Annotated in this window: 23 protein-coding genes; 11 read left to right on the top strand and 12 right to left on the bottom strand. The window is 68.9% G+C overall.

Features of this window, described 5'->3' with window-relative positions:
* Nucleotides 1-50: 50 nt before the first annotated feature.
* From ACW11F_RS10440 to ACW11F_RS10415, 6 genes are all read left to right on the top strand, one after another.
* Nucleotides 51-248: a hypothetical protein gene (locus ACW11F_RS10440; protein ID WP_456996844.1), complete on the top strand. Its 198-nt coding sequence runs from the start codon at nt 51-53 to the stop codon at nt 246-248.
* A 298-nt stretch (nt 249-546) separates the two neighbouring features.
* On the top strand, nt 547-735 hold the full coding sequence (locus tag ACW11F_RS10435; protein WP_456996842.1) for a hypothetical protein: 189 nt from the start codon (nt 547-549) through the stop codon (nt 733-735).
* A gap of 40 nt (nt 736-775) precedes the next feature.
* Nucleotides 776-1,195, top strand: a complete 420-nt coding sequence (locus ACW11F_RS10430; RefSeq protein ID WP_456996841.1) for a hotdog fold thioesterase — start codon at nt 776-778, stop codon at nt 1,193-1,195.
* Nucleotides 1,196-1,248: 53 nt separating this feature from the next.
* Nucleotides 1,249-2,037, top strand: a complete 789-nt coding sequence (locus ACW11F_RS10425; protein WP_456996840.1) for a lysophospholipid acyltransferase family protein — start codon at nt 1,249-1,251, stop codon at nt 2,035-2,037.
* Between the two features lie 15 nt (nt 2,038-2,052).
* Complete coding sequence (locus ACW11F_RS10420; RefSeq protein ID WP_456997093.1) at nt 2,053-3,039, top strand: YheT family hydrolase; 987 nt, start codon at nt 2,053-2,055, stop codon at nt 3,037-3,039.
* 49 nt (nt 3,040-3,088) lie between these two features.
* Nucleotides 3,089-3,694, top strand: coding sequence for a YbhB/YbcL family Raf kinase inhibitor-like protein (locus ACW11F_RS10415; protein ID WP_456996839.1), 606 nt, complete (start codon nt 3,089-3,091; stop codon nt 3,692-3,694).
* A 65-nt stretch (nt 3,695-3,759) separates the two neighbouring features.
* Here ACW11F_RS10415 and ACW11F_RS10410 read toward each other — a convergent pair whose 3' ends face one another.
* Nucleotides 3,760-4,227, bottom strand: a complete 468-nt coding sequence (locus ACW11F_RS10410; RefSeq protein WP_456996838.1) for an META domain-containing protein — start codon at nt 4,225-4,227, stop codon at nt 3,760-3,762.
* Nucleotides 4,228-4,275: 48 nt separating this feature from the next.
* Complete coding sequence (locus tag ACW11F_RS10405) at nt 4,276-5,115, bottom strand: undecaprenyl-diphosphate phosphatase (protein WP_456996837.1); 840 nt, start codon at nt 5,113-5,115, stop codon at nt 4,276-4,278.
* A 273-nt stretch (nt 5,116-5,388) separates the two neighbouring features.
* Between ACW11F_RS10405 and glnA the strand changes: the two genes are divergently transcribed.
* From glnA to ACW11F_RS10385, 4 genes are all read left to right on the top strand, one after another.
* A complete protein-coding gene (gene glnA, locus ACW11F_RS10400; RefSeq protein WP_456996836.1) occupies nt 5,389-6,798 on the top strand; it encodes a type I glutamate--ammonia ligase in 1,410 nt (469 codons plus the stop codon).
* A 425-nt stretch (nt 6,799-7,223) separates the two neighbouring features.
* The gene (locus ACW11F_RS10395) at nt 7,224-7,955 is read left to right on the top strand and encodes an N-acetylmuramoyl-L-alanine amidase (protein WP_456996835.1); all 732 of its coding nucleotides are present in this window, start codon (nt 7,224-7,226) and stop codon (nt 7,953-7,955) included.
* Nucleotides 7,956-8,018: 63 nt separating this feature from the next.
* Nucleotides 8,019-8,963 (top strand): threonine ammonia-lyase, encoded by a 945-nt coding sequence (locus ACW11F_RS10390; protein ID WP_456996834.1) that lies wholly within the window; start codon nt 8,019-8,021, stop codon nt 8,961-8,963.
* Nucleotides 8,960-9,397, top strand: a complete 438-nt coding sequence (locus ACW11F_RS10385) for a ketosteroid isomerase-related protein (protein ID WP_456996833.1) — start codon at nt 8,960-8,962, stop codon at nt 9,395-9,397. Before ACW11F_RS10390 ends, ACW11F_RS10385 begins: the two co-directional genes overlap by 4 nt.
* A gap of 18 nt (nt 9,398-9,415) precedes the next feature.
* Here ACW11F_RS10385 and ACW11F_RS10380 read toward each other — a convergent pair whose 3' ends face one another.
* The 6 genes from ACW11F_RS10380 to bioB are packed head-to-tail and all read right to left on the bottom strand — an operon-like array spanning nt 9,416 to nt 15,006.
* Nucleotides 9,416-10,051, bottom strand: coding sequence for a hypothetical protein (locus ACW11F_RS10380; RefSeq protein WP_456996832.1), 636 nt, complete (start codon nt 10,049-10,051; stop codon nt 9,416-9,418).
* A gap of 45 nt (nt 10,052-10,096) precedes the next feature.
* Nucleotides 10,097-10,996, bottom strand: a complete 900-nt coding sequence (locus ACW11F_RS10375) for a methyltransferase domain-containing protein (RefSeq protein WP_456996831.1) — start codon at nt 10,994-10,996, stop codon at nt 10,097-10,099.
* Nucleotides 10,993-11,763 carry a pimeloyl-ACP methyl ester esterase BioH gene (gene bioH / locus ACW11F_RS10370; RefSeq protein WP_456996830.1) on the bottom strand — a complete coding sequence of 257 codons (771 nt, stop codon included), beginning with the start codon at nt 11,761-11,763 and terminating at the stop codon, nt 10,993-10,995. Before bioH ends, ACW11F_RS10375 begins: the two co-directional genes overlap by 4 nt.
* On the bottom strand, nt 11,760-12,764 hold the full coding sequence (locus ACW11F_RS10365) for a multidrug resistance efflux transporter family protein (protein ID WP_456996829.1): 1,005 nt from the start codon (nt 12,762-12,764) through the stop codon (nt 11,760-11,762). The genes bioH and ACW11F_RS10365 overlap by 4 nt, the downstream gene beginning before the upstream one ends.
* Complete coding sequence (bioF, locus tag ACW11F_RS10360) at nt 12,761-13,960, bottom strand: 8-amino-7-oxononanoate synthase (protein WP_456996828.1); 1,200 nt, start codon at nt 13,958-13,960, stop codon at nt 12,761-12,763. The genes ACW11F_RS10365 and bioF overlap by 4 nt, the downstream gene beginning before the upstream one ends.
* Nucleotides 13,957-15,006, bottom strand: a complete 1,050-nt coding sequence (gene bioB / locus ACW11F_RS10355) for a biotin synthase BioB (RefSeq protein WP_456996827.1) — start codon at nt 15,004-15,006, stop codon at nt 13,957-13,959. The genes bioF and bioB overlap by 4 nt, the downstream gene beginning before the upstream one ends.
* 48 nt (nt 15,007-15,054) lie before the next feature.
* Between bioB and ACW11F_RS10350 the strand changes: the two genes are divergently transcribed.
* Nucleotides 15,055-15,789 carry a double zinc ribbon domain-containing protein gene (locus tag ACW11F_RS10350; RefSeq protein ID WP_456996826.1) on the top strand — a complete coding sequence of 245 codons (735 nt, stop codon included), beginning with the start codon at nt 15,055-15,057 and terminating at the stop codon, nt 15,787-15,789.
* 201 nt (nt 15,790-15,990) lie between these two features.
* Here ACW11F_RS10350 and ubiA read toward each other — a convergent pair whose 3' ends face one another.
* From ubiA to ACW11F_RS10330, 4 genes are all read right to left on the bottom strand, one after another.
* Nucleotides 15,991-16,890 (bottom strand): 4-hydroxybenzoate octaprenyltransferase, encoded by a 900-nt coding sequence (gene ubiA / locus ACW11F_RS10345; protein ID WP_456996825.1) that lies wholly within the window; start codon nt 16,888-16,890, stop codon nt 15,991-15,993.
* A gap of 32 nt (nt 16,891-16,922) precedes the next feature.
* Nucleotides 16,923-17,369 (bottom strand): hypothetical protein, encoded by a 447-nt coding sequence (locus ACW11F_RS10340; protein WP_456996824.1) that lies wholly within the window; start codon nt 17,367-17,369, stop codon nt 16,923-16,925.
* 135 nt (nt 17,370-17,504) lie between these two features.
* On the bottom strand, nt 17,505-18,155 hold the full coding sequence (locus ACW11F_RS10335; protein ID WP_456996823.1) for a hypothetical protein: 651 nt from the start codon (nt 18,153-18,155) through the stop codon (nt 17,505-17,507).
* 178 nt (nt 18,156-18,333) lie between these two features.
* Nucleotides 18,334-19,005, bottom strand: coding sequence for a hypothetical protein (locus tag ACW11F_RS10330; RefSeq protein WP_456996822.1), 672 nt, complete (start codon nt 19,003-19,005; stop codon nt 18,334-18,336).
* Between the last annotated feature and the right edge of the window lie 366 nt (nt 19,006-19,371).

Raw genomic sequence — 19,371 nt, 5'->3', positions numbered from 1 at the left:
TTGGTGTGTTACTTTACCAACACACTAAAACAACAACCGAGGAGCACGTCATGAATGCCATCCCCTCCCGCCACGTGGAAATCGTCGCCCCCCCGCACGGCCTGCCGTCCCCTGCTTCCGCTGCCGGCGTGCCGTTGCCTCGCCGCGAGCGCGATCTTGGTGTCGGCTATGGCCGCAGCAGCGGATATGCCGATGGTCTGCGCCGCTATGTCGCGCCCGTTGCACCGGCCCTGTTCCGGGTGCGCTGAGAGACACCGCCGTATGCGGAACCGCTGTATGCGGAGCCGCATGATATTCGGGCGATCACGGCGGACATGATGCCGACTGTTCGCGTCAAAAAAGCGCGTAAACAAGACCGGAAACGAACAAAAGCCGGCAACGTCGGCCAACTCCGTCTATCACGCCATGACCTCGGGAGCGAAAAATCCCGCTGAGGGCGGCTGATGTCGACAAACTGCGATATCTGACCCAAAAACGCCCATTCATGTTGTTAATTTGCTATAATACCCCCATTCATAAATCTGGTTGCTGAGGAGGAGGTTCATCATGCAGATCAAAACCAACATCCGTCCCCGCAGCACGGCCCTGGGCACCCCGCTGGCGTTGGTCGAGCACACCCATCGCGGCGCTCGGCGCCGTGGTGAGAGCTACAGCGCGCGCAGCGGCGGTTATGCCGGTTCCGCGCGCGGCTATGCCCCGCTCTCGGTGCAGGTGCCGCACTTCCGCGTGCGCTGAGCCGCGTTAAGCTGTTGCCGTTCCCGTACCGGCTCGTTCAATGTTCCGCCGCGACATCACGCTTGAAACCCTGAACCAGTGGTCCCGCGGCACCTTGATGGAGCCCTTGGGCATCGTGTTCACCGAACTCGGGCCCGATTACCTGCGCGGCACCATGCCGGTCGATGCCCGCACGCACCAGCCCTACGGCCTGTTGCATGGCGGCGCCTCGGCGGCGCTTGCGGAAACGCTCGGCAGCACCGCCGCCGGCCTGTGCGTGGCCGAGGATGAAGGCGTGGTCGGCATCGAGATCAATGCCAACCACCTGCGCGGCGTGCGCGAGGGTGAAGTGACCGGTACCGCACGTCCATTGCACGTCGGGCGCAGCACCCAGGTCTGGGAAATCCGCATCGAGGACGATGCCGGACAGCTGGTCTGCATCTCGCGCCTGACCCTCGCCGTGGTGCGTCGGCGCGGGTGAGCCGCCGGCATCGTGCCGTGGCGCAACACGCGCAGCCGGGCTATCGTGACGCGATGACTTCCGCTCCCCGCGACTCCGCCGTGCGGCGCAGCCTGCGCTACCTGTGGCGGACGCCCCTGCTGCTGTGGCATGTGCTGGTCGACCTGCCCATCGTGCTGCTGCTGATCAGCCTGCCCACGCGCGGGCTGGAATGGGGTGGCGAACGCCTGGAATATCGCCTGATCCGCTGGTGGTCGTACTGGCTGATGCGCGTGTTCGGCGTGCGCGTGCGCCGCGTCGGCGAGCCGTTGCCGGGGGCGACCATGTTCGTCGCCAACCATGTCAGCTGGACCGATATCGTGGTGTTGCACAGTCAGCGCATGATGGGCTTCGTCGCCAAGCGCGAGATCGCCGGCTGGCCGCTGGTCGGCTGGATGGCCGGCAAGGCGGAAACCATCTTCCACCAGCGCGGTGACCGCCGCTCGCTGGACGAGGTGCTGGAGCTGATGACCCGGCGCCTGGGTGAAGGGCGTTCGGTCGGCGCGTTCCCCGAAGGCGGCACGCGGGGTGGTCACGAACTCGGGCCGTTCCATGCGCGCATCTTCAGCGCCGCGGTGGACGCCGACGTGCCGGTGCAGCCGGTGGCGTTGCGTTATGGCGAAGGCGGCGCGGCGCAGACCCGTGTCGCATTCGCGCGCGGCGAGAACTTCGCGCAGAACTTCCTGCGCCTCCTGGGTGAGCCGGGGATCGTTGCCGACGTGGTGTTCCTCGATCCGTTCAAGCCGGCCGATGCCGAAGGGCGCAGGCGCATGGCGGAAACCGCGCGCAGCCGCATCGCTGCCGCGCTGCCGTCGCCAAACTGAGTTCGCGGCATGCCGATCCGGCCCAGCCCTTACCAGCCACCGCGTGGCCTGCGCAATCCGCATCTGCAGTCGATGCTGGCTTCGGGCCCGGCACGTGGTCGCCGCGCCCGGCGCGCACTGGCCGGAAGTGGCGCGCGACATCGGCGCATGCTGCTGGAGGGCGGTGCCGGGGTGCGTCTGGAGGGCGTGCTGAGCGAGCCGACGCAGACACGCACCGCGGCATTGGCCCTGCTGTTGCATGGCTGGGAAGGCAGCAGCGAATCCCATTACGTGTGCCTCGCCACGGCGCGGCTGCTGCAGCAGGGGCTGGCGGTGTTCCGCCTCAACTTCCGCGACCACGGCGACACCCATCATCTGAATCCGGAGATCTTCCACTCCGGGCGCATCGACGAAGTCGTCAGCGCCGCCCATGACCTGGTGGCGCGGCTGCAGCCGGATGGATTGTTGGTTGGCGGTTGGTCGCTGGGTGGCAACTTCGCACTGCGCCTGGCCTTGCGCGCGCATGATCTACCGCTGCGTGCGGTGGCCGCGGTATGCCCGGCGATCGACCCGGCCGGAGTGATGGATGCGATGGAAGCGGGTCTGCCCGTGTACCAGCGCTACTTCGAACACAAATGGCGACGCTCGCTGCAGAAAAAACGCGTGCTGTTCCCCGAGGCGCACGACTTCGATGACGCGGTGCTGCGCCAGCGGCTGCGTGCACTGACCGCCTGGTTCGCCGAACGGCATACCGAGTACGGCTCGCTGGAGGCGTATTTCGACGCCTATTCCATCGCCGGCGAGCGCCTGGCGGCGTTGCCGCTGCCGGCCGACATCCTGATGGCGGCGGACGACCCGGTGGTGCCGGTCGCACATTTCCATGCCATCGCGCGCATCGATCAGGTGCGCGTGGAGCTCGCCGAACATGGCGGCCACTGCGGTTTCCTGCGTGATTGGCGCATGGCCGGCTATGCCGAGGAGTGGATGGCGCAGCGCTTTGCGCAGGCGCTGGGCACGGCCTGAAACGCAAAACCGGCTAGTCTGGTGGCAGGCACCGGATCGGGAGAGAGAAATGAAAATCCGCAGTGACAGTTTCCAGCACGGCAAGCCGCTGCCGGCCGAATTCGCCATGGGCACCCGCGACGGGTTCGGTGGCAACCGCAACCCGCATCTGGCATGGAGCGAGGTGCCAAAGGGCACTCGCTCGCTGGTGCTGATGTGCATCGACCCGGACGTGCCGACCGATGCCTCGCTGGTCGGCAAGGACGGGGTCGAAATCGAGATCGAGCACCCGCGTGGGGACTTCGTGCACTGGGTGATGGTGGACATCCCCGCCGAGACCAGCGAGATCGCCGCCGGCCGTCTTGCCGACGGCGTGGTCAAGGGTGGCAAGCCCGCCAATACGCTGCCCGATGGCGCGCGTCAGGGACTGAACGATTACACCGCCTGGTTCGCCAATGACGAGGACGGCATGCGCGGCGACTACTTCGGCTATGACGGCCCGTACCCGCCGGGCAACGATCTGCGCATGCACCGCTATTTCTTCCGCCTGTTCGCGCTCGACGTGGAACGGCTGGAGCTGCCCGAGCGCTTCACCGCCGGCGACGCGTTCGCGGCCATGCATGGCCATGTGCTGGGCGAGGCGGCGACCTACGCGACCTATTCGCTGCACGCCTGATCACGCACGCGGCGACCGGCGCGCCGCGTATGCGGCGGGATCAGTCCATGCGCTTGCCGGCCGGCTCAGTCGCGCGGGGTCGCGCGCAATTGCAGCTGGCTGCCGTCAGCGGCCTGCAGATGCATCCCGGTACCCGGCCCGAACTCGATCTGCAGCGGCTGTTGCAGCAGGCGTGCCACTTCGGCATCCGCCTGCATGCGCGGCGGCTCGCATCCCTTGCGGGTGGAGGCGAGGGGCTCCACGGTGAGCATGTCCTCATGCAGGCGGTAGCCGCCGAACATGTCGTTGCAGCCACCGCTGATGTCGAGGCGATCGGCAGTGAAGCGCAGGCGATATAGATCGCCTGTCGCCGGCAGCGACTGGCCCGCGGCATCGCTGGCACGTTCCAGTCGCCAGTCGTGGCTGAGCAGGCGCGCGCTGATGGCGGCTGCGTCGGTGGACGCTGGTGGCGCGTCACCCGTTTCCGGGCCGGCGGCGCAGGCGGCCAGCGCCGCGGCGAGCGGCAGGGCGATCAATTCACGGTGAAACGTCATGGGAACCTCCTTGCGGTGACGGGATGCTTCACTCCGCCGATGCCGGCCTCAGGCCCCGGCGGGCAACCACAGCAGCAGTGCGATGCCGAGGATCAGCCGGTACACGGCGAACGCGGTGAAGCGATGACTCTGGATATAGCGCAACAGCCATTTGACCGCGATGAAGGCGGTCAGCATCGAGGCCACGAAGGCGACCGCGAGCGCGGCCCAGTCCTCGTTGCCGGCGGCACCCTGGCGCAGCACGTCGATCAGTTCGTAGCCGGTGGCGGCGAACATGGTCGGGATGCCGACGAGGAAGGCGAATTCGGTGGCCGCCGCGCGCGAGGTGGTGCCGGCGAGCAGGGCGATGAAGATGGTTGCCGCTGAGCGCGAGGTGCCGGGGAATACCCCGGCCACCACCTGCGCGATGCCGACCAGCACCGCGGTCAGCCACGACACCTGGCTGCGCTCGCCGATCACCGCGGCACGGCGTGCCGCCCATTGCTCGGCCAGCACCATCCAGAACGCACCGATCACCAGCGCCCAGGCGATCGGCAGCACGCGGTCGGGCAGCTCCCAGCCAAGCTTCTTCACCAGCAGGCCGCCCAGCGCGGTGACCAGGAAGGCGAGGCCGAGCTTGTAAAGGTAATCGCGTGCGGCGCGGATATTGCCGGCCTCGCCCTCGAGCGGCGCACGGCCAAGGAACGCCAGTGCAAGGTCGCGCAGCTTGCGCCAGTAGATCACCACCACGGCGAGGATCGCCCCGGCCTGGATCGCGATGTTGAACAGGTCGCTGCGCGCGCCGAGCCAATGCTGCGCGATCAGCAGGTGGCCGGTGCTGGAGATCGGCAGGAACTCGGTGATGCCTTCGATGATGCCGAGCAGCAGCGCGGCGAGGAGGTCGGACATGGGGGCAGGTCGGCAGGATGACAGGTGCGGATGGGCGCGGCGGCAGGGCCGTGCGCAGCGCGCAGGTTAGCAGGCGACGGCGCCGGCAGCGCCCACGCGATGGCGCGACCATGCTTGCGGCCGGCGCCCGGCTTGCCGCATCATGATCGCCGGCATGTCCTGCGGCGGGCATGGCGGGGTGGTACCCATCGGAGCAGACCTGGCGCAGGCGCGATGAGCCGTCCCCTTGCGCGTCGCAACCGCGTGCCCACCTCCCTCCAGTCCGGCCATTCCATGTCCATCGAACACGTCGAAACCCTCATCCGCGACCATCAGGTCGAATTCGTCGACCTGCGCTTCGCCGACCTCGTCGGCGTGCAACACCATCTGACATTTCCCGCGTCCATCGTCGATGAGAGCCTGTTCGAGGACGGACGCATGTTCGATGGCAGTTCGATCGGTGGTTGGCGCGGCATCCAGAACTCCGACATGGTGCTGCTGCCCGATGCCGGCAGCGCCTTCCTCGATCCGTTCACCGCGGACCCGACCCTGGTCATGGTCTGCGACGTGCTCGACCCGACCACGATGCAGGCCTATGCCCGCGACCCGCGCGGCATCGCGCGCCGCGCCGAGGCCTACCTCAAGGCCAGTGGCATCGCCGACAGCGCGTTCTTCGGCCCGGAGCCGGAGTTCTTCGTGTTCGACTCGGTGCGCTTCGGCAACGACATGGGCCGCGTGTTCTACGAGGTTGATTCCGAGGAAGCGGCGTGGAACTCGGGTCGCGAGTATGCCGGTGGCAACAGCGGCTACCGGCCGATGGTCAAGGGCGGTTATCTGCCGGTGCCGCCAAAGGACAGCCTGCATGACCTGCGCGCGGAAATGTGCAAGGTGCTGGGCAACCTCGGCCTGGAAGTCGAGGTGCACCACCATGAAGTCGCCACGGCCGGCCAATGCGAGATCGGTGTGCGATTCGATACCCTGGTGAAGAAGGCCGACGATCTGATGACGCTGAAGTACGTGGTCAGGAACGTCGCCCATCGCCACGGCAAGACCGCCACCTTCATGCCCAAGCCGCTGGTCGGTGACAACGGCAGCGGCATGCATGTGCACATGAGCCTGGCCAAGGACGGCAAGAACCTGTTCTCCGGCGATGGCTACGGCGGTCTGTCGCAGACCGCGCTGTGGTACATCGGCGGCATCTTCAGGCATGCGCGCGCGATCAACGCCTTCACCAATGCCACCACCAACAGCTACAAGCGCCTGGTGCCGGGCTTCGAGGCGCCGGTGATGCTGGCCTATTCGGCATCCAACCGTTCCGCCTCCTGCCGCATCCCCTATGTCGCCAACCCCAAGGCGCGGCGGGTGGAGATGCGTTTCCCCGACCCGATGAACAGCGGCTACCTCGGCTTCGCCGCACTGCTGATGGCCGGGCTGGACGGCATCCGCCACCAGATCGATCCGGGCGGGCCTAGCGACAAGGATCTGTACGACCTGCCGCCGGAAGAGGAGAAGGCCATTCCCACCGTCTGCCACTCGCTGGATCAGGCGTTGGAGGCACTCGACGGCGACCGCGACTTCCTCAAGGCCGGCGGCGTGTTCAGTGACGAGTTCATCGATGCCTACATCGCCCTGAAGATGAAGGAAGTCACCGCTTTCCGCGCCGCGACGCATCCGTTGGAATACCAGATGTACTACACCATCTGACGCTACATGCGGCATCGCGCAACAGCACGGCGGAACGGCGGATGTCCGGCCCGCCGCAGCGCGGCGGGCGTTCGCCCGGCATGCGCGGCCGTGCCGCGCGGGCATGCCCGGCTCACCCGCTCGAATATCAGATGTCACACCATCTGACGCTACGCGCGGCATCACCCAACAGCACGACGGAACGGCGGATGTCCGGCCCGCCGCAGCGCGGCGGGCGTTCGCCCGGCATGCGCGGCCGTGCCGCGCGGGCATGCCCGGCTCACCCGCTCGAATATCAGATGTCACACCATCTGACGCTACGCGCGGCATCACCCAGCAGCACGACGGAACGGCGGATGTCCGGCCCGCCGCAGCGCGGCGGGCGTTCGCCCGGCACGGAACCACGGGGCTTGACAAGCCGCGCACGGGACGGGTGCAATCGGGGCATGAAGAACTTGCTCACCTTGTGCCTTGTTCTGCTGCTTGCGGCGTGTGCCAGCGCACCGCGCAATCCGATGGCGACCTGGTCGCCGTCGCCCAACTTCGACCAGCGCCGTGCGGTGGTGATCGTGCTGCACTTCACCCAGCAGGGTTCGGTCGAGGAGAGCCTGCATACGCTGAAGACCGCGAACAGCGGCGGCCGGGTCAGCGCGCATTACCTGATCGGCGAGGATGGCGGCATCCATCAGCTGGTCTCCGACCAGGAGCGCGCCTGGCACGCCGGTGGCGGGCGCTGGGGGGCGATCACCGACCTCAACAGCGCCAGCATCGGCATCGAGATCGACAACGATGGCGAAGAGCCGTACAGCGAGGCGCAGATCCAGGCTCTGCTGCGCCTGCTGGATGACCTCACCACGCGCCTGCGCATCCCGCGCAGTCAGGTGATCGGCCATTCCGATCTCGCGCCCACGCGCAAGGTCGACCCCGGCGCGCATTTCCCGTGGAAGCGGCTGTTCGATGCCGGCTTCGGCATCTGGCCGCAGGGCGAGCTGGTCGACCCGCCGCCGGGCTTCGATGGCTGGCTGGCGCTGCGCGCGATCGGCTATGGCTTGGATGACCGTGCCGCCACCCTGCGCGCCTTCCGCATGCGCTTCCGCGGCCTTGCGCCGAGCGAGCCGCTCACTGCGCAACTGGAGCCGGAGGACCTGCGCATCCTGCACGCGCTGACTCGTGACTGAGGAAGGCCGCGAGCGCAAGATCGGGTTGAGGCAGTGAGCCCCGGCCCACGATTCCCGGGGACCATGGACGTGTTGCAGGCAGCGGCACGCATCCGCCCGCATGCGCGCATCACCCCGGTGCTGCGCAGCACGGTGCTGGATGAACTGGTGGGCGCCGAGTTGCATTTCAAATGCGAGCATCTGCAGCGCAGCGGTGCGTTCAAGTTCCGCGGCGCCTGCAATGCGGTGTTCGCCTTGAGCGATGATGAAGCCGCGCGCGGGGTGGTGACGCAAAGCTCGGGCAACCATGGCGCCGCGATCGCGCTGGCCTGTCGCCTGCGCGGCATTCGTGCGCAGGTGGTGGTGCCCGAGGGGGCACCGCAGGCCAAGCTCGACAACATCGTCCGCCACGGTGCGCGGCTGCTGCGTTGCGCGCCGAACATGCGCGCACGCGACGCGGCGACCGCGGCATTGCTGGCCGAGAGTGGCGGCCGCCTGATCCATCCGTTCGACGATCCGCAGGTGATCGCCGGGCAGGCCACCGCGGCGCTGGAACTCCTGGCTGCCGTACCCACGCTCGACGTGCTGCTGGCGCCGGTCGGTGGCGGCGGTCTGCTCTCGGGCTGCACCCTGGCGGTGCGCACGCGCGGTGCGGGCTGCGAAGTGTGGGGCGCGGAACCCGAAGCCGCGCGCGATGCGCATGACTCGCTGGCCGCGGGCCGGTTGATCGACGACCGCGTACCCGCGACCATCTGCGACGGCCTGCGCGGGCATTTGTCGCCACGCACCTTCGCCCTGCTGCAGCGCGGGGCGCGCGGCATCGTGCTGGCGCCGGAGCACATCATCCGCGAGGCGCTGCGGCTGCTGATCCGCCACCTGCGGCAATGGGTCGAGCCCTCGGCGGCGGTGACGCTGGCCGCGCTGCTGGCCGAACCGGGCCGCTTCGCCGGACGTCGCGTCGGCATCATCCTCAGCGGCGGCAACCTCGATCCCGCCGACCTGTCCACCCTGCTGGAGTCCCTGCCATGAGCACCCCCGCCGCCCAGCGCACGCGCGCGCTGATCCTGGCCTATTACGACGCTTTCAACCGCGGCGATCGCCACGGCATGCTGGAGCAGCTGGCCGACGACGTGGTGCATGACCTCAACGAAGGCGCGCGCGAAATCGGGCGCGATGCATTCGCCACCTTCATGCGCCGCATGGACGCGCATTACCGCGAGCAGTTGCACGACATCGTGGTCACCACCAGCCCCGATGGTCGCCGCGCCGGTGCCGAGTACGTGGTGCATGGTGAATACCTCAGCACCGCCGCCGGACTGCCCGACGCCGCCGGCCAGCGCTATGAACTTCCCGGTGGCGCGTTCTTCGAAATCGTCGAGGAGGCCGGTCAGCCGCGCATCGGCCGCATCACCAATTACTACAACCTGCGCGAGTGGATCGCCCAGGTGTCGGCGCGGGACTGAACGCCGCCGGCGGGCTCGTCAATTCCCCGCGGTGGTGCCGATCATGACGGCAAGGCCATCGCGCAGCAGCAGGCGGGTGACCGCGGCGCGTTCCTCGCGCGGCTGGCCCGCGAGGGCATCCAGCAACGCGCGCATCGACGCGCAGCGCCGCTGATGAAATGCCTCGTCGGCCGGATCCTGTACCGGACCGGCGAGTGTGGCCGCGCTGAAGTCGGCATCGAGCAGGGCCGCGCGCACGCCGGCCTGGCGCAGGCTGCGTTGCGCCGCCGCTTCGTCGAACTCGCGTGGCTGGCCGATCCACGCCGACAGCAGCAGGTTGGCGAAGGCATCGGCAAGCGCCTGCTGGTGCAGCGGGGACAGCTCGCCGGGCAGACGCAGCCAGGCATCGCTCTGGCCAGCACCGGCCAGTGCCTGGCACAGGCGCGCCGCGTCCTGCGGCGATCGGGACACGCCATGCAGGGCCTGGAACACGCCATCGAGAGCGGCCTCGTCGGCGCGCGACAGCAACGCATCGGCCTGTTGCACCGCGCTCGTGCTGTCAGCGGCGTGCGTGGCGTGCACGGGCAGCAGCGGCAGCAGCAGGCACGGCAACAGGAGCAGGCCATGCAAACGGCGTGCGCGGCGATGACGGCGGGATGCAGGCGGCATGGGCATGGCCGCAGTCTAGGCCGCCATCGATGAACGCATCCGTTGCCGCGCTCAGCGGGGCCGGCGCCGGATCGGGATCGCCGACAGCGGCACCGCGGCCAGTTCGCCTTCGGCATCGCGGATCGGTGCGCCATGCTCCGGCGCCCACGCCTGCGCATGGATCGCTTCCCAGCGCATGGGGAATCCGCGCTCGTCGCGTGCATGCGCGGCCTCGGCGGCAGCGAAGCGGCCACGCCCGGACAGCGTGCCGCGACGTGCCTGCAGTGCGTTGGTCGCGCCCATCGCGCGCAGTGCCTGCAGGATGTCTGAAAAACGCGGGTGGTATTCCAGCAGCAGGTCTCGATCAAGCACCGGGTCGCGGAAACCGGCGGCGATCAGCGCGTCGCCGAACGGGGCGATGGCGGTGAACGGACTGACATGCGGTGCGTTGTCGGCGGCGGCGAAGGCCTCGCGCAGATCGGCCAGGGTTTCGCTGCCGAAGGTGGAGACCAGCAGCATGCCGCCGGGCCGCAGCACGCGACGGAACTCGGCAAAGGTGGCTGGCAGATCCTCGACCCATTGCAGGGCGAGGTTGCTGAACAACAGATCCACGCTGGCGGCGGCCAGCGGCAGCGCGCGCAGATCGGCATTCACGCGATGCACCTCGCGCCGGCGCAGCCAGTGGCCGCGGGTATTGGCTGCGGCCGCGTGCAGCATCGGCAACGCGGCATCGATGGCGATGATCTGCGCCTTCGGCCAGCGCTCGCGCATGTGCGCGGAAGCGCGGGCGGGGCCGCAGCCGAGGTCGAGGATGCGCTCCGGCATGGCATCGCCGTGGCGCAGCGACCAGTGGTCGAGTGATTCGAGCAGGCGCGATTCGATTTCGGCCTGCACCGGCGAGGCCGCGGCATAACCCGCGGCGGCGCGGCCGAACGCGCGTCGCACCTGGCGGTGGTCGAACACCCGGCTCATGCCGCCTCCGCCGCCAGTTCGCGCAGCGCCGAGGCCACCGCGTCGGCATGGGTCAGGAATGGCGCATGGCCGGCGTGCTCGATCAGCGCATGCTTCGCTCCCGGTGTTGCGGCGGCCGCCGCGGCCATGGCGCGGGCATCCACCACGCGGTCGCGGCGCCCGGCCAGCCACAGATTGGGCAGCGCGAGCGCGGACAGGCCGGGACGCAGGTCCTCGTGCTCGAGCAGGGCGAGGCCATCGGCCAGCACCGAGGCCGCCGGTTCGCCGCGGGCGAACACTTCCGCACGCAACTGGCGCAGCTCATCGCGCGCGTGGTCGGAGCCGAATGCCTCCAGCGCGATGAAACGCTCCAGCGTGCCACGCCAGTCGCTGCGCAGCCCGTCGGCGAAACCGCTGAAGATTTCCGCCGACATGCCCCAGCGCCAGTCGGCCTTCTTCACGAAACAGGGTGAGGCGCACAGCATCGCCAATGCACGCATCGGTGCGCCGCGTTGCGCCGCGGCCAACGCGATCAGCCCGCCCAGTGACCAGCCGCACCACGATGCAGTGTCCGGCACCTTGCCGCTGATCGCGTCGATGCAGGCATCCAGCGTCAATGGCACGCGGCTGTGGCGCGAGCCGCCGTGGCCCGGCAGATCGACCACGTGCAGGCGGAAGTCGGAGCGCAGGCGTTCGACCAGCGGCGCGAACACGCCGCCGTGCATCGCCCAGCCATGCAGCAGGACCAGGTCCGGACCGTCGCCGGTGCGTTCGATGTGGAGTTTCATGCGCCGTGATCCGTGCCCACCGCGCGGGCTTCGCGCGGGTCGCGCGCACGCGGGCGCGCCGCCACCCAGGCGAAGGCGAAGATGCCGAGGATGATGACCGCACCGCCCCAGAATGCGCCGCCGCGCGGCCACGCTTCGCCCAGCCACCACACCCCGATCAGGCTGGCGAAGATCAGCTCGGCGGCCTGCATCGCCTCCACCGCGGCCAGCGCGGTCGGGTTGTCGCGCACCATGCCGGTGGCCTTGAAGAACAGGATGGTGGCGATGATGCCGGCAGAGACCGCGACCCCGGCGGCGAGCCACAGCTGCGAGGCCGGCGGTGCACCGGCGCGGGTCCACGCCCAGGCGGCGAGTGCGAGCCACATCGGCTGACTGGCCAGGGTCATGCCGAACACGCGCTGGGTGGCATCGAGGTCTTCGCCGCTGCGCTCCAGATGCAGCAGCAGCAGGCGGTTGCCCAGCGGATACAGCAGTGCCGCGCCGAGCACGCAGGCCAGCGCGATCCAGCCGGCGCGGTCGAGCCCGCCTTCGGCATGCGCGAACTGCATCAGCATCACCCCGGCGAAGATCATCAGGCCCACGCCCCACGCCGCCAGCGGCACATGGCGGCGTGCATCGCGGTACAGCAACGGCGCCATCAGCATCCCGGCGATCACGGTGAACTGGAAGCTGCCCGCGACCAGCCACGATGGCCCACTGTCGGCGGCATACGAGAGCAGTGCATAGAACAGCACGAAGCCCAGCGCCGAGGTGCCGAACCAGGCCCCGGGATGTGCCTTGATCGCGTGCAGCACCGGCTGCCACTGCTGGCGCCGACGCATCAACGGCAGCATCAGCGGCAGGGTGACCAGATAACGCAGGCTGGCGGTCCACGCCCAGTGGCCGCCGTCGCTGGCGGCGGCGCGGTTGAGCACATAGGTCAGGCTGAAGAACAGCGCCGAAGCCAGGCCCAGCCCGATCGCCGCCAGTGCCAGGCGGCCTTCCGTCGCAGCCCGGTTCATGGTGCGCTGCCGATCCGGCGCCGGGTTTCATCGCGCGCCCGGCACAGTGCTTCGAGCAGCGCATCGATGTCTTCGTTGGCGTGCAAGGCGGAGAAGGTGAAGCGCAGCCGCGCGCCGTTTTCCGGCACCGTCGGCGGACGGATGGCGACCGCCAGCACGCCGGCGTCGGTCAGTGCCTCGGCCATCGCCAACGCGTGCTCGGCACTGGCGCAGCGCAAGGGCTGGATCGGGGTATCCGAGTCCATCAGGCGGAAGCCTTCGCGCAGTGCCGCGGCGCGGAAGCGCAGGCTGAGCGCGAGCAACTTCTCGCGGCGCCAGTCCTCACGCCGGGCCAGGCGCACCGCGGCCAGCGCGGCGGCGGCCTGCGCCGGCGGTAGCGCGGTGGTGTAGAGATAGGGGCGCGCGGTTTCGGCGAGGTGGCCGATGCAGTCGGCATCACCGACCACCACCGCGCCGGCGCTGCCGAGCGCCTTGCCCAGCGTCGCCAATTGCAGCGGCACTTCATCCACGCCCAGCCGCGCCGCGGCCACGCTGCCGCGGCCTTGCGGGCCGATCACGCCCACGCCGTGCGCATCGTCCACGTACAGCAGCGCCTGCTGCATGCGCGCGACCAGCGCCAGCTCGCGCAGCGGGGCGATGTCGCCATCCATGCTGAACACGCCGTCCGTGGCCAGCATCGCCAGCCCTTCGGGTTGTGCGCGCAACTGGCGCAATGCGCCCTCGGCATCGCCATGCGGATAGCGCCGCAGGCGGCAGCCGGCCAGGCGCGCGCCGTCGATCAGGCTGGCGTGGTTGAGGCGGTCCTGCACGCAGACATCGGACTCGCCCAGCAGCGATTGCAGCACGCCGAGATTGGCCTGCCAGCCGCTGGAGAACAGCAGCGCGGCCGGCGCCTGCAGCCAGTCGGCCATCTCCCGTTCCAGCGCCTCGTGCAGCGCCGTGTGGCCACTGACCAGATGCGAGGCGACACCGCCGCTGCCAGCCTCGGCGGCGGCATCCTGCAGCGCACCGATCACGCTGAAGTGCTGCGACAGGCCGAGGTAATCGTTGCTGCAGAAATCGGTCAGCCAGCGCCCGTCGATCTGCACCCGCACGCCGTCGCGGCGCGTGATGACGCGGCGCCGGCGACGCTGGCGTCGCGCGTCGCGTTCGGCGCGCGCCTGCGCGATGCGTTCGGCGGGCGAAGGCCGCTTCATGCCGCGGCGCTGGCCCGCCTTGCCGCGGTGATGTCGGCATGCACGGTGTCGCTGCAGCTCTCGACATCGGCGCCGGCGAACGGCATCGCACTCAGGCCGAGGCGCTCGAGCAGGGCTTCGTCCTGCGACACGTCGGGATTGCCGGTGGTCAGCAGCTTGTCGCCGTGGAAGATCGAGTTGGCCCCGGCAAGGAAGCACAGCGCCTGCAGTTCGTCGCTCATGGTTTCGCGCCCGGCGGACAGCCGCACCATCGAGCGCGGCATCAGGATGCGGGCGACGGCAATCGTGCGCACGAACTCGAACGGATCCAGCTCGGCCTCCTCGGCCAGCGGCGTGCCGGCAACCCGCACCAGGCGGTTGATCGGCACCGAATCCGGATGCGCGGGCAGGTTGGCCAGCGTGCGCAGCAGGCCGGCGCGCTGGGTACGCGATTCGCCCATGCCGACGATGCCGCCGCAGCAGGTCTTGAGCCCGGCATCGCGCACGTGGCCAAGCGTGTCCAGGCGATCCTGGTACTCGCGGGTGGTGATCACGTCGCCATAGAAGTCCGGGGCGGTATCCAGATTGTGGTTGTAGTAGTCCAGGCCGGCGTCCTTGAGCGCCTGCGCCTGGCTCTCGCTCAACATGCCGAGCGTGGCGCAGGTTTCCAGGCCCAGCGCCTTCACCCCGGCGATCATCTCCGCCACCTTGGGGATGTCGCGATCCTTGGGCGAGCGCCAGGCCGCGCCCATGCAGAAGCGCGAGGCCCCGGCGGCCTTGGCCGCGCGTGCCTTCTCCAGCACCTCGTCGCAGGCCATCAGCTTGGTCGCCTCCACGCCGGTGTGATAGCGCTGCGCCTGCGGGCAATAGCCGCAATCCTCCGGGCAGCCGCCGGTCTTCACCGAGAGCAGGGTGGAAATCTGCACCTGGGTCGGGTCGAAGTGCCGGCGATGCACGTCGGCGGCGCGGAACAGCAGCTCGGTGAACGGCAGGGCGAACAGCGCGGTGACTTCACCAAGCGTCCAGTCGTGGCGAACGGGCGTCGAACCGACGCAGGAATCGGACATGTCTGACAGACCCGGGGAGCGGAAACAGGCAGTCTGGGAAGCATGAGGATGCCTGTCAACTTTTCCCTTCGCACGCTGGTTGACGGCGGCGTGCGCGCAGGCTGGCCGCCACGCTGCCTCGCCTGCGGCATGGCCGGCGATGCTCAGGCCGATCGCGACCTGTGCCCGGCCTGCCATTCGGCGCTGCCGTGGCTGGAGCACGCCTGCCGCAGTTGTGCCGAACCGCTGTCGCGGCTGGACGCCGGCGGGCTGTGCGGCGCCTGCCTCAAACGGCGCGACATGCCGATCAGCGTGACCCGCGCGGCATTCGTCTATGCCGCGCCACTCGATCATCTGCTGCCGCGCTTCAAGTTTCACCAGTCGCTGGCCGCCGGGCGTCTGCTGGCCGGGCTGATGGCCGATGCCTGGCGCAGGCTGCCGGCGGGCGAGCGTCCCGATGCGCTGCTGGCGGTGCCGTTGCACGGCGCACGCCTGCGCCAGCGCGGCTACGACCAGGCATTGGAACTGGCGCGACCGCTGGCCAGGGCCCTGGACATCCCGCTGCTGCAGCGCGGCCTGCAACGGCAACGCGCCACTGCGGCTCAATCGCGACTGGACAAGGCGGCGCGCCGGCGCAATTTGCGCGGCGCATTCCGCTGCCGGCCCGGCACCCCGTGGCCGGCGCACGTGGCATTGGTGGATGACGTGATGACCACCGGCGCCACGCTGGAAGCGGCAGCCTGGGCACTGCGCGCGGCGGGCGTGGAGCGGGTCGATGCCTGGGTCTGCGCGCGGGTGGCGTGAGCGTTGCGTGCGCGGGTTGATGCGTCCAATAATTATTGAATCGCATGCACGTTTCCGGAACGTCCCGCACGCGGTGGCGGATCAGCTGTCATCGGCTCCATGCCGCATTCGGCAATTACCGAACGTTCCGCGTGCCTGGTTCGTCTTCCGTAATTTACGGAAGCTGACCCGATGACCCGGAGCGTCCGCCTGCGCGCCGGTTCAGCCGGTACGCAGGGCGAAGTCCAGTGCGATGCCAGCAAACACCACCATGCCGACCCAGTTGTTGTGCAGGAAGGCGCGGAAGCAGGCCGCGCGCTCGCGGCCACGGGCGATGCGAAACTGCCACAGCACCAGCAGCACAGCGACGGCGAGGCCCGCGGCATACCACGCGCCCAGCCCGGCGCGCGTCCCGACCAGCCCCAGCGCCACGAAGGTGGCCGCATACAGCACGCCCTGTGCGACCAGATCCAGATCACCGAACAGGATCGCGGTCGATTTCGCGCCCATGCGCAGATCGTCGTCGCGATCGACCATCGCATACCAGGTGTCATACGCGGTGGCCCAGAAGATGTTGCCGACGTACAGCAGCCAGGCCAGCGGCGGCACCTCGCCCTGCACCGCGGCGAACGCCATCGGGATGCCCCAGCCGAAGGCCATGCCCAGGTACACCTGCGGCAGGTGGGTATGCCGCTTGAGGAAGGGATAGCTCGCCGCCAGCAGCACGCCGATCACGCTGAGCCCGATGGCGAGGCGGTTGAGCGTCAGCACCAGGGCGAACGCGACCAGCATCAGCACCGCGAACAGCAGCAGCGCCTCGCGTGCGCCGACTTCGCCGGTCACCAGCGGCCGCGACCGCGTGCGCTCCACCTCGCCATCCAGCCAGCGGTCGGCATAGTCGTTTATCACGCAGCCGGCGGCACGCGTCAGCCACACGCCGAGGGTGAACACGATCAGCGGATGCCACGCCGGCACCCCGTCCGAGGCCAGCCACAAGGCCCACCAGGTCGGCCACAGCAGCAGCAGCCAGCCGATCGGCCGATCCGCGCGCATCAGGCGCCAGTACGCCGACAGCTTGCGCCGCCATGTCGGGGCGAGGACGGGGTTGGTGTGCGATTCCATCACGGAAAGCGTAGCAGCGCACCCGCGGCGCATCACCCTCCGGCGCGGGCCGCAGTCCAGGCCAGCAACAGCACGCCACCGGCGATCATGCCGACCGCCAGCGCCTGCAATGGGCTGATCGACTCGCGCAGCAGCGCCACGCCGATGCCGGTGGTGACCAGCAACGAGCCGCCGACGATCAACGGATTGCCCACCGCCACCGACATGCCGCGGCCGTAGATGAAGAAGGCGAGGATCTCGACCAGCCCGATCGCGACCCCGGCCAGCGTTGCCAGCACCAGCCCGCGTCCAGTCCACAGCAACGACGGGGCACCCGCTGGCGCCTGCGTCGCCAACAGCAGGCCCAGCCCCAGGAACGCGGCCACGAACTGCAGCACCACCGCACCCAATATCGGATTGATCGCATCCGCCGACAGCTTGATGAACACGTTGTACAAACCGAACATCAACGCCGCTACCGCGACCCACAGCGCAAGCATCTGATTCTCCGTCACCGGCAAACCCTGCCGGGCACGGGCAGTCTGTCAAACTCCGGCGCGCACTGCTGCCGCCGGGAATCGACGGGTGCGCCGGGGGTCAGCTTTGCTTGGCGACGTCAGCGACGGCCCTGCCGATCACACCACCGGATACAGCACCTCGCCGAAGTCGTGCTGCGGGTGATCCAGCATCACCTCCAGCATCAACGGCAACAAAGTGCCCAGGATCCGCACCGCGTCATGCAACTGGGCGCGGTTGACCTGGCTGTTCCAGGTGGCGCCGCCATGCACCAACTGGTTGCGCAGCACGTACAGGCGGTCGAACACGATCGACAGCACGGTCGTGGTGTCGTTGTCCATCACCGCCGCCAGTGCCGCCTTGCGGCTGGCTGCGAAGCTCGCCTCCCAGCGATTGCTGGCATCGTGCTCGCGCAGCGCGGTCCAGAACGGCTCGAACACGAAGCGGTTCTCGATCAGCGTGCGGATCGGGCCGCTGAACTGGCCGAACAAGGCCGCGTGCAGCGTGTGGCGCGTGTCCAATGTCACCAGCGTCGCCACGAACTGGCGGAAGCGGTCGCGCTCGTTTTCCTCGCGACTGAACTCGCGCGCGTAGGCCGCGTTCAGCGCCACCCACTGGAAGATGAAGCAGGCATCGGCATCGTCCGTCTCCTGTTCGGCCCGCGCCAGCCAACTGATCGCCCGATGCAGCCGCGTCGCCGCATTCCGCTCCTGCCCCTCGCGCAGCTGCCGATGGCGCTGCTTGAGTTCGCGTGCACTGGATGACCCCATCTCTCTCCCCTTGCAGGCATGGCGCGGCCATCTGTTCCCCGGGGTGGCCGGCAACCGTATGCGCAGGGATTGTGCCTGAGCGAGGACGCGGAATGGAGAACGATGCGTGGCCGCCCGTAATGCCGGCGTTGCGCCTGCGCCAATGGAGTGGATTCACGCGGCTGCGGCGCCGACCCGCTCAGCCCGTGCTTTCTTCCACCGCGGCCATGGTGTAGCAGCCCGCATCCGCGGCCTTGGCGCGCGCCAGGTGGAACCGGGCGATGTCACGCCCGAAGTCGGTCAGGCCTTGCTGCGCCAACACGTCCTGCGCGAGCTTGATGGTGGTGTCGAACTCACCGGCGCGGCGTGCGATGTCGAGGCGAACCAGGGCGTCGGAGATGGCGTCCGCGGTGAACACTTCGCCCGCCGCCTGCAACGCATCCAGCAGCTTGAGGAGGGTCAGGCGGGTCGATCTCGCAGCCTCGCCGCAATCGGCATCGTCACAAGCCCAAGCCGCCTTCAAGGTGTGCAGGGTCGCCTGCCTGGCCTGCCCGGCCTGCTCGCAGGCGTACGCGTGGGCGAGGAAGTCCCGTGCCAACTGCGGAAACCCCGGTGCTTGCAACCGATCGCGATAGCCGGCGGACTGCACCAGCTGCGGCAAGTCGATGCCATCAAGCGGCCGTAACTGGAAACTGCGCCAGCCGCAGTGCGGACAGGCATGCACCTGATGCGGCAACGTATCGCGTTCCATCGGCGGCGGCCGCATGTCCAGGTCGTCGTAGCCATGGGCATTGGTACTGGTGATTTCGGTGACCTCGGCCTGCTTGCCGCAGCAGCCACAGTCAACCTTGAAGGGGAACAGCATCGTCATGAACGCATCTCCGACCGGCCTGCCGGCAGGATAGGCGTGAGGTGTCGCAGAACCTGAGACAGCTATGAAGCCGGGATGCGGTGACCGGTGGACGCGCGCAGGGTCATGCGCGAAGGGCCGGGAATCACGACAGGAAGCCATCCGTAGGATGGCGCGCCTGGAGGGGTGAGCGGATGCGTTTGCGCGGCACTGCCGCGCGCATCCGGCGAACGCCCGTAGCGCTATGCGCGAAGGGCCGGGAATCACGACAGGACGCCATCTGGAAGATGGCGCGCCTGGAGGGGTGAGCGGATGCGTTTGCGCGGCACTGCCGCGCGCATCCGGCGAACGCCCGTAGCGCTATGCGCGAAGGGCCGGGAATCACGA

Source organism: Luteimonas sp. e5 (assembly GCF_054031035.1).
The sequence above is the reverse complement of the archived record's forward strand: the minus strand, read 5'-3'. Positions and strand labels throughout refer to the sequence as shown.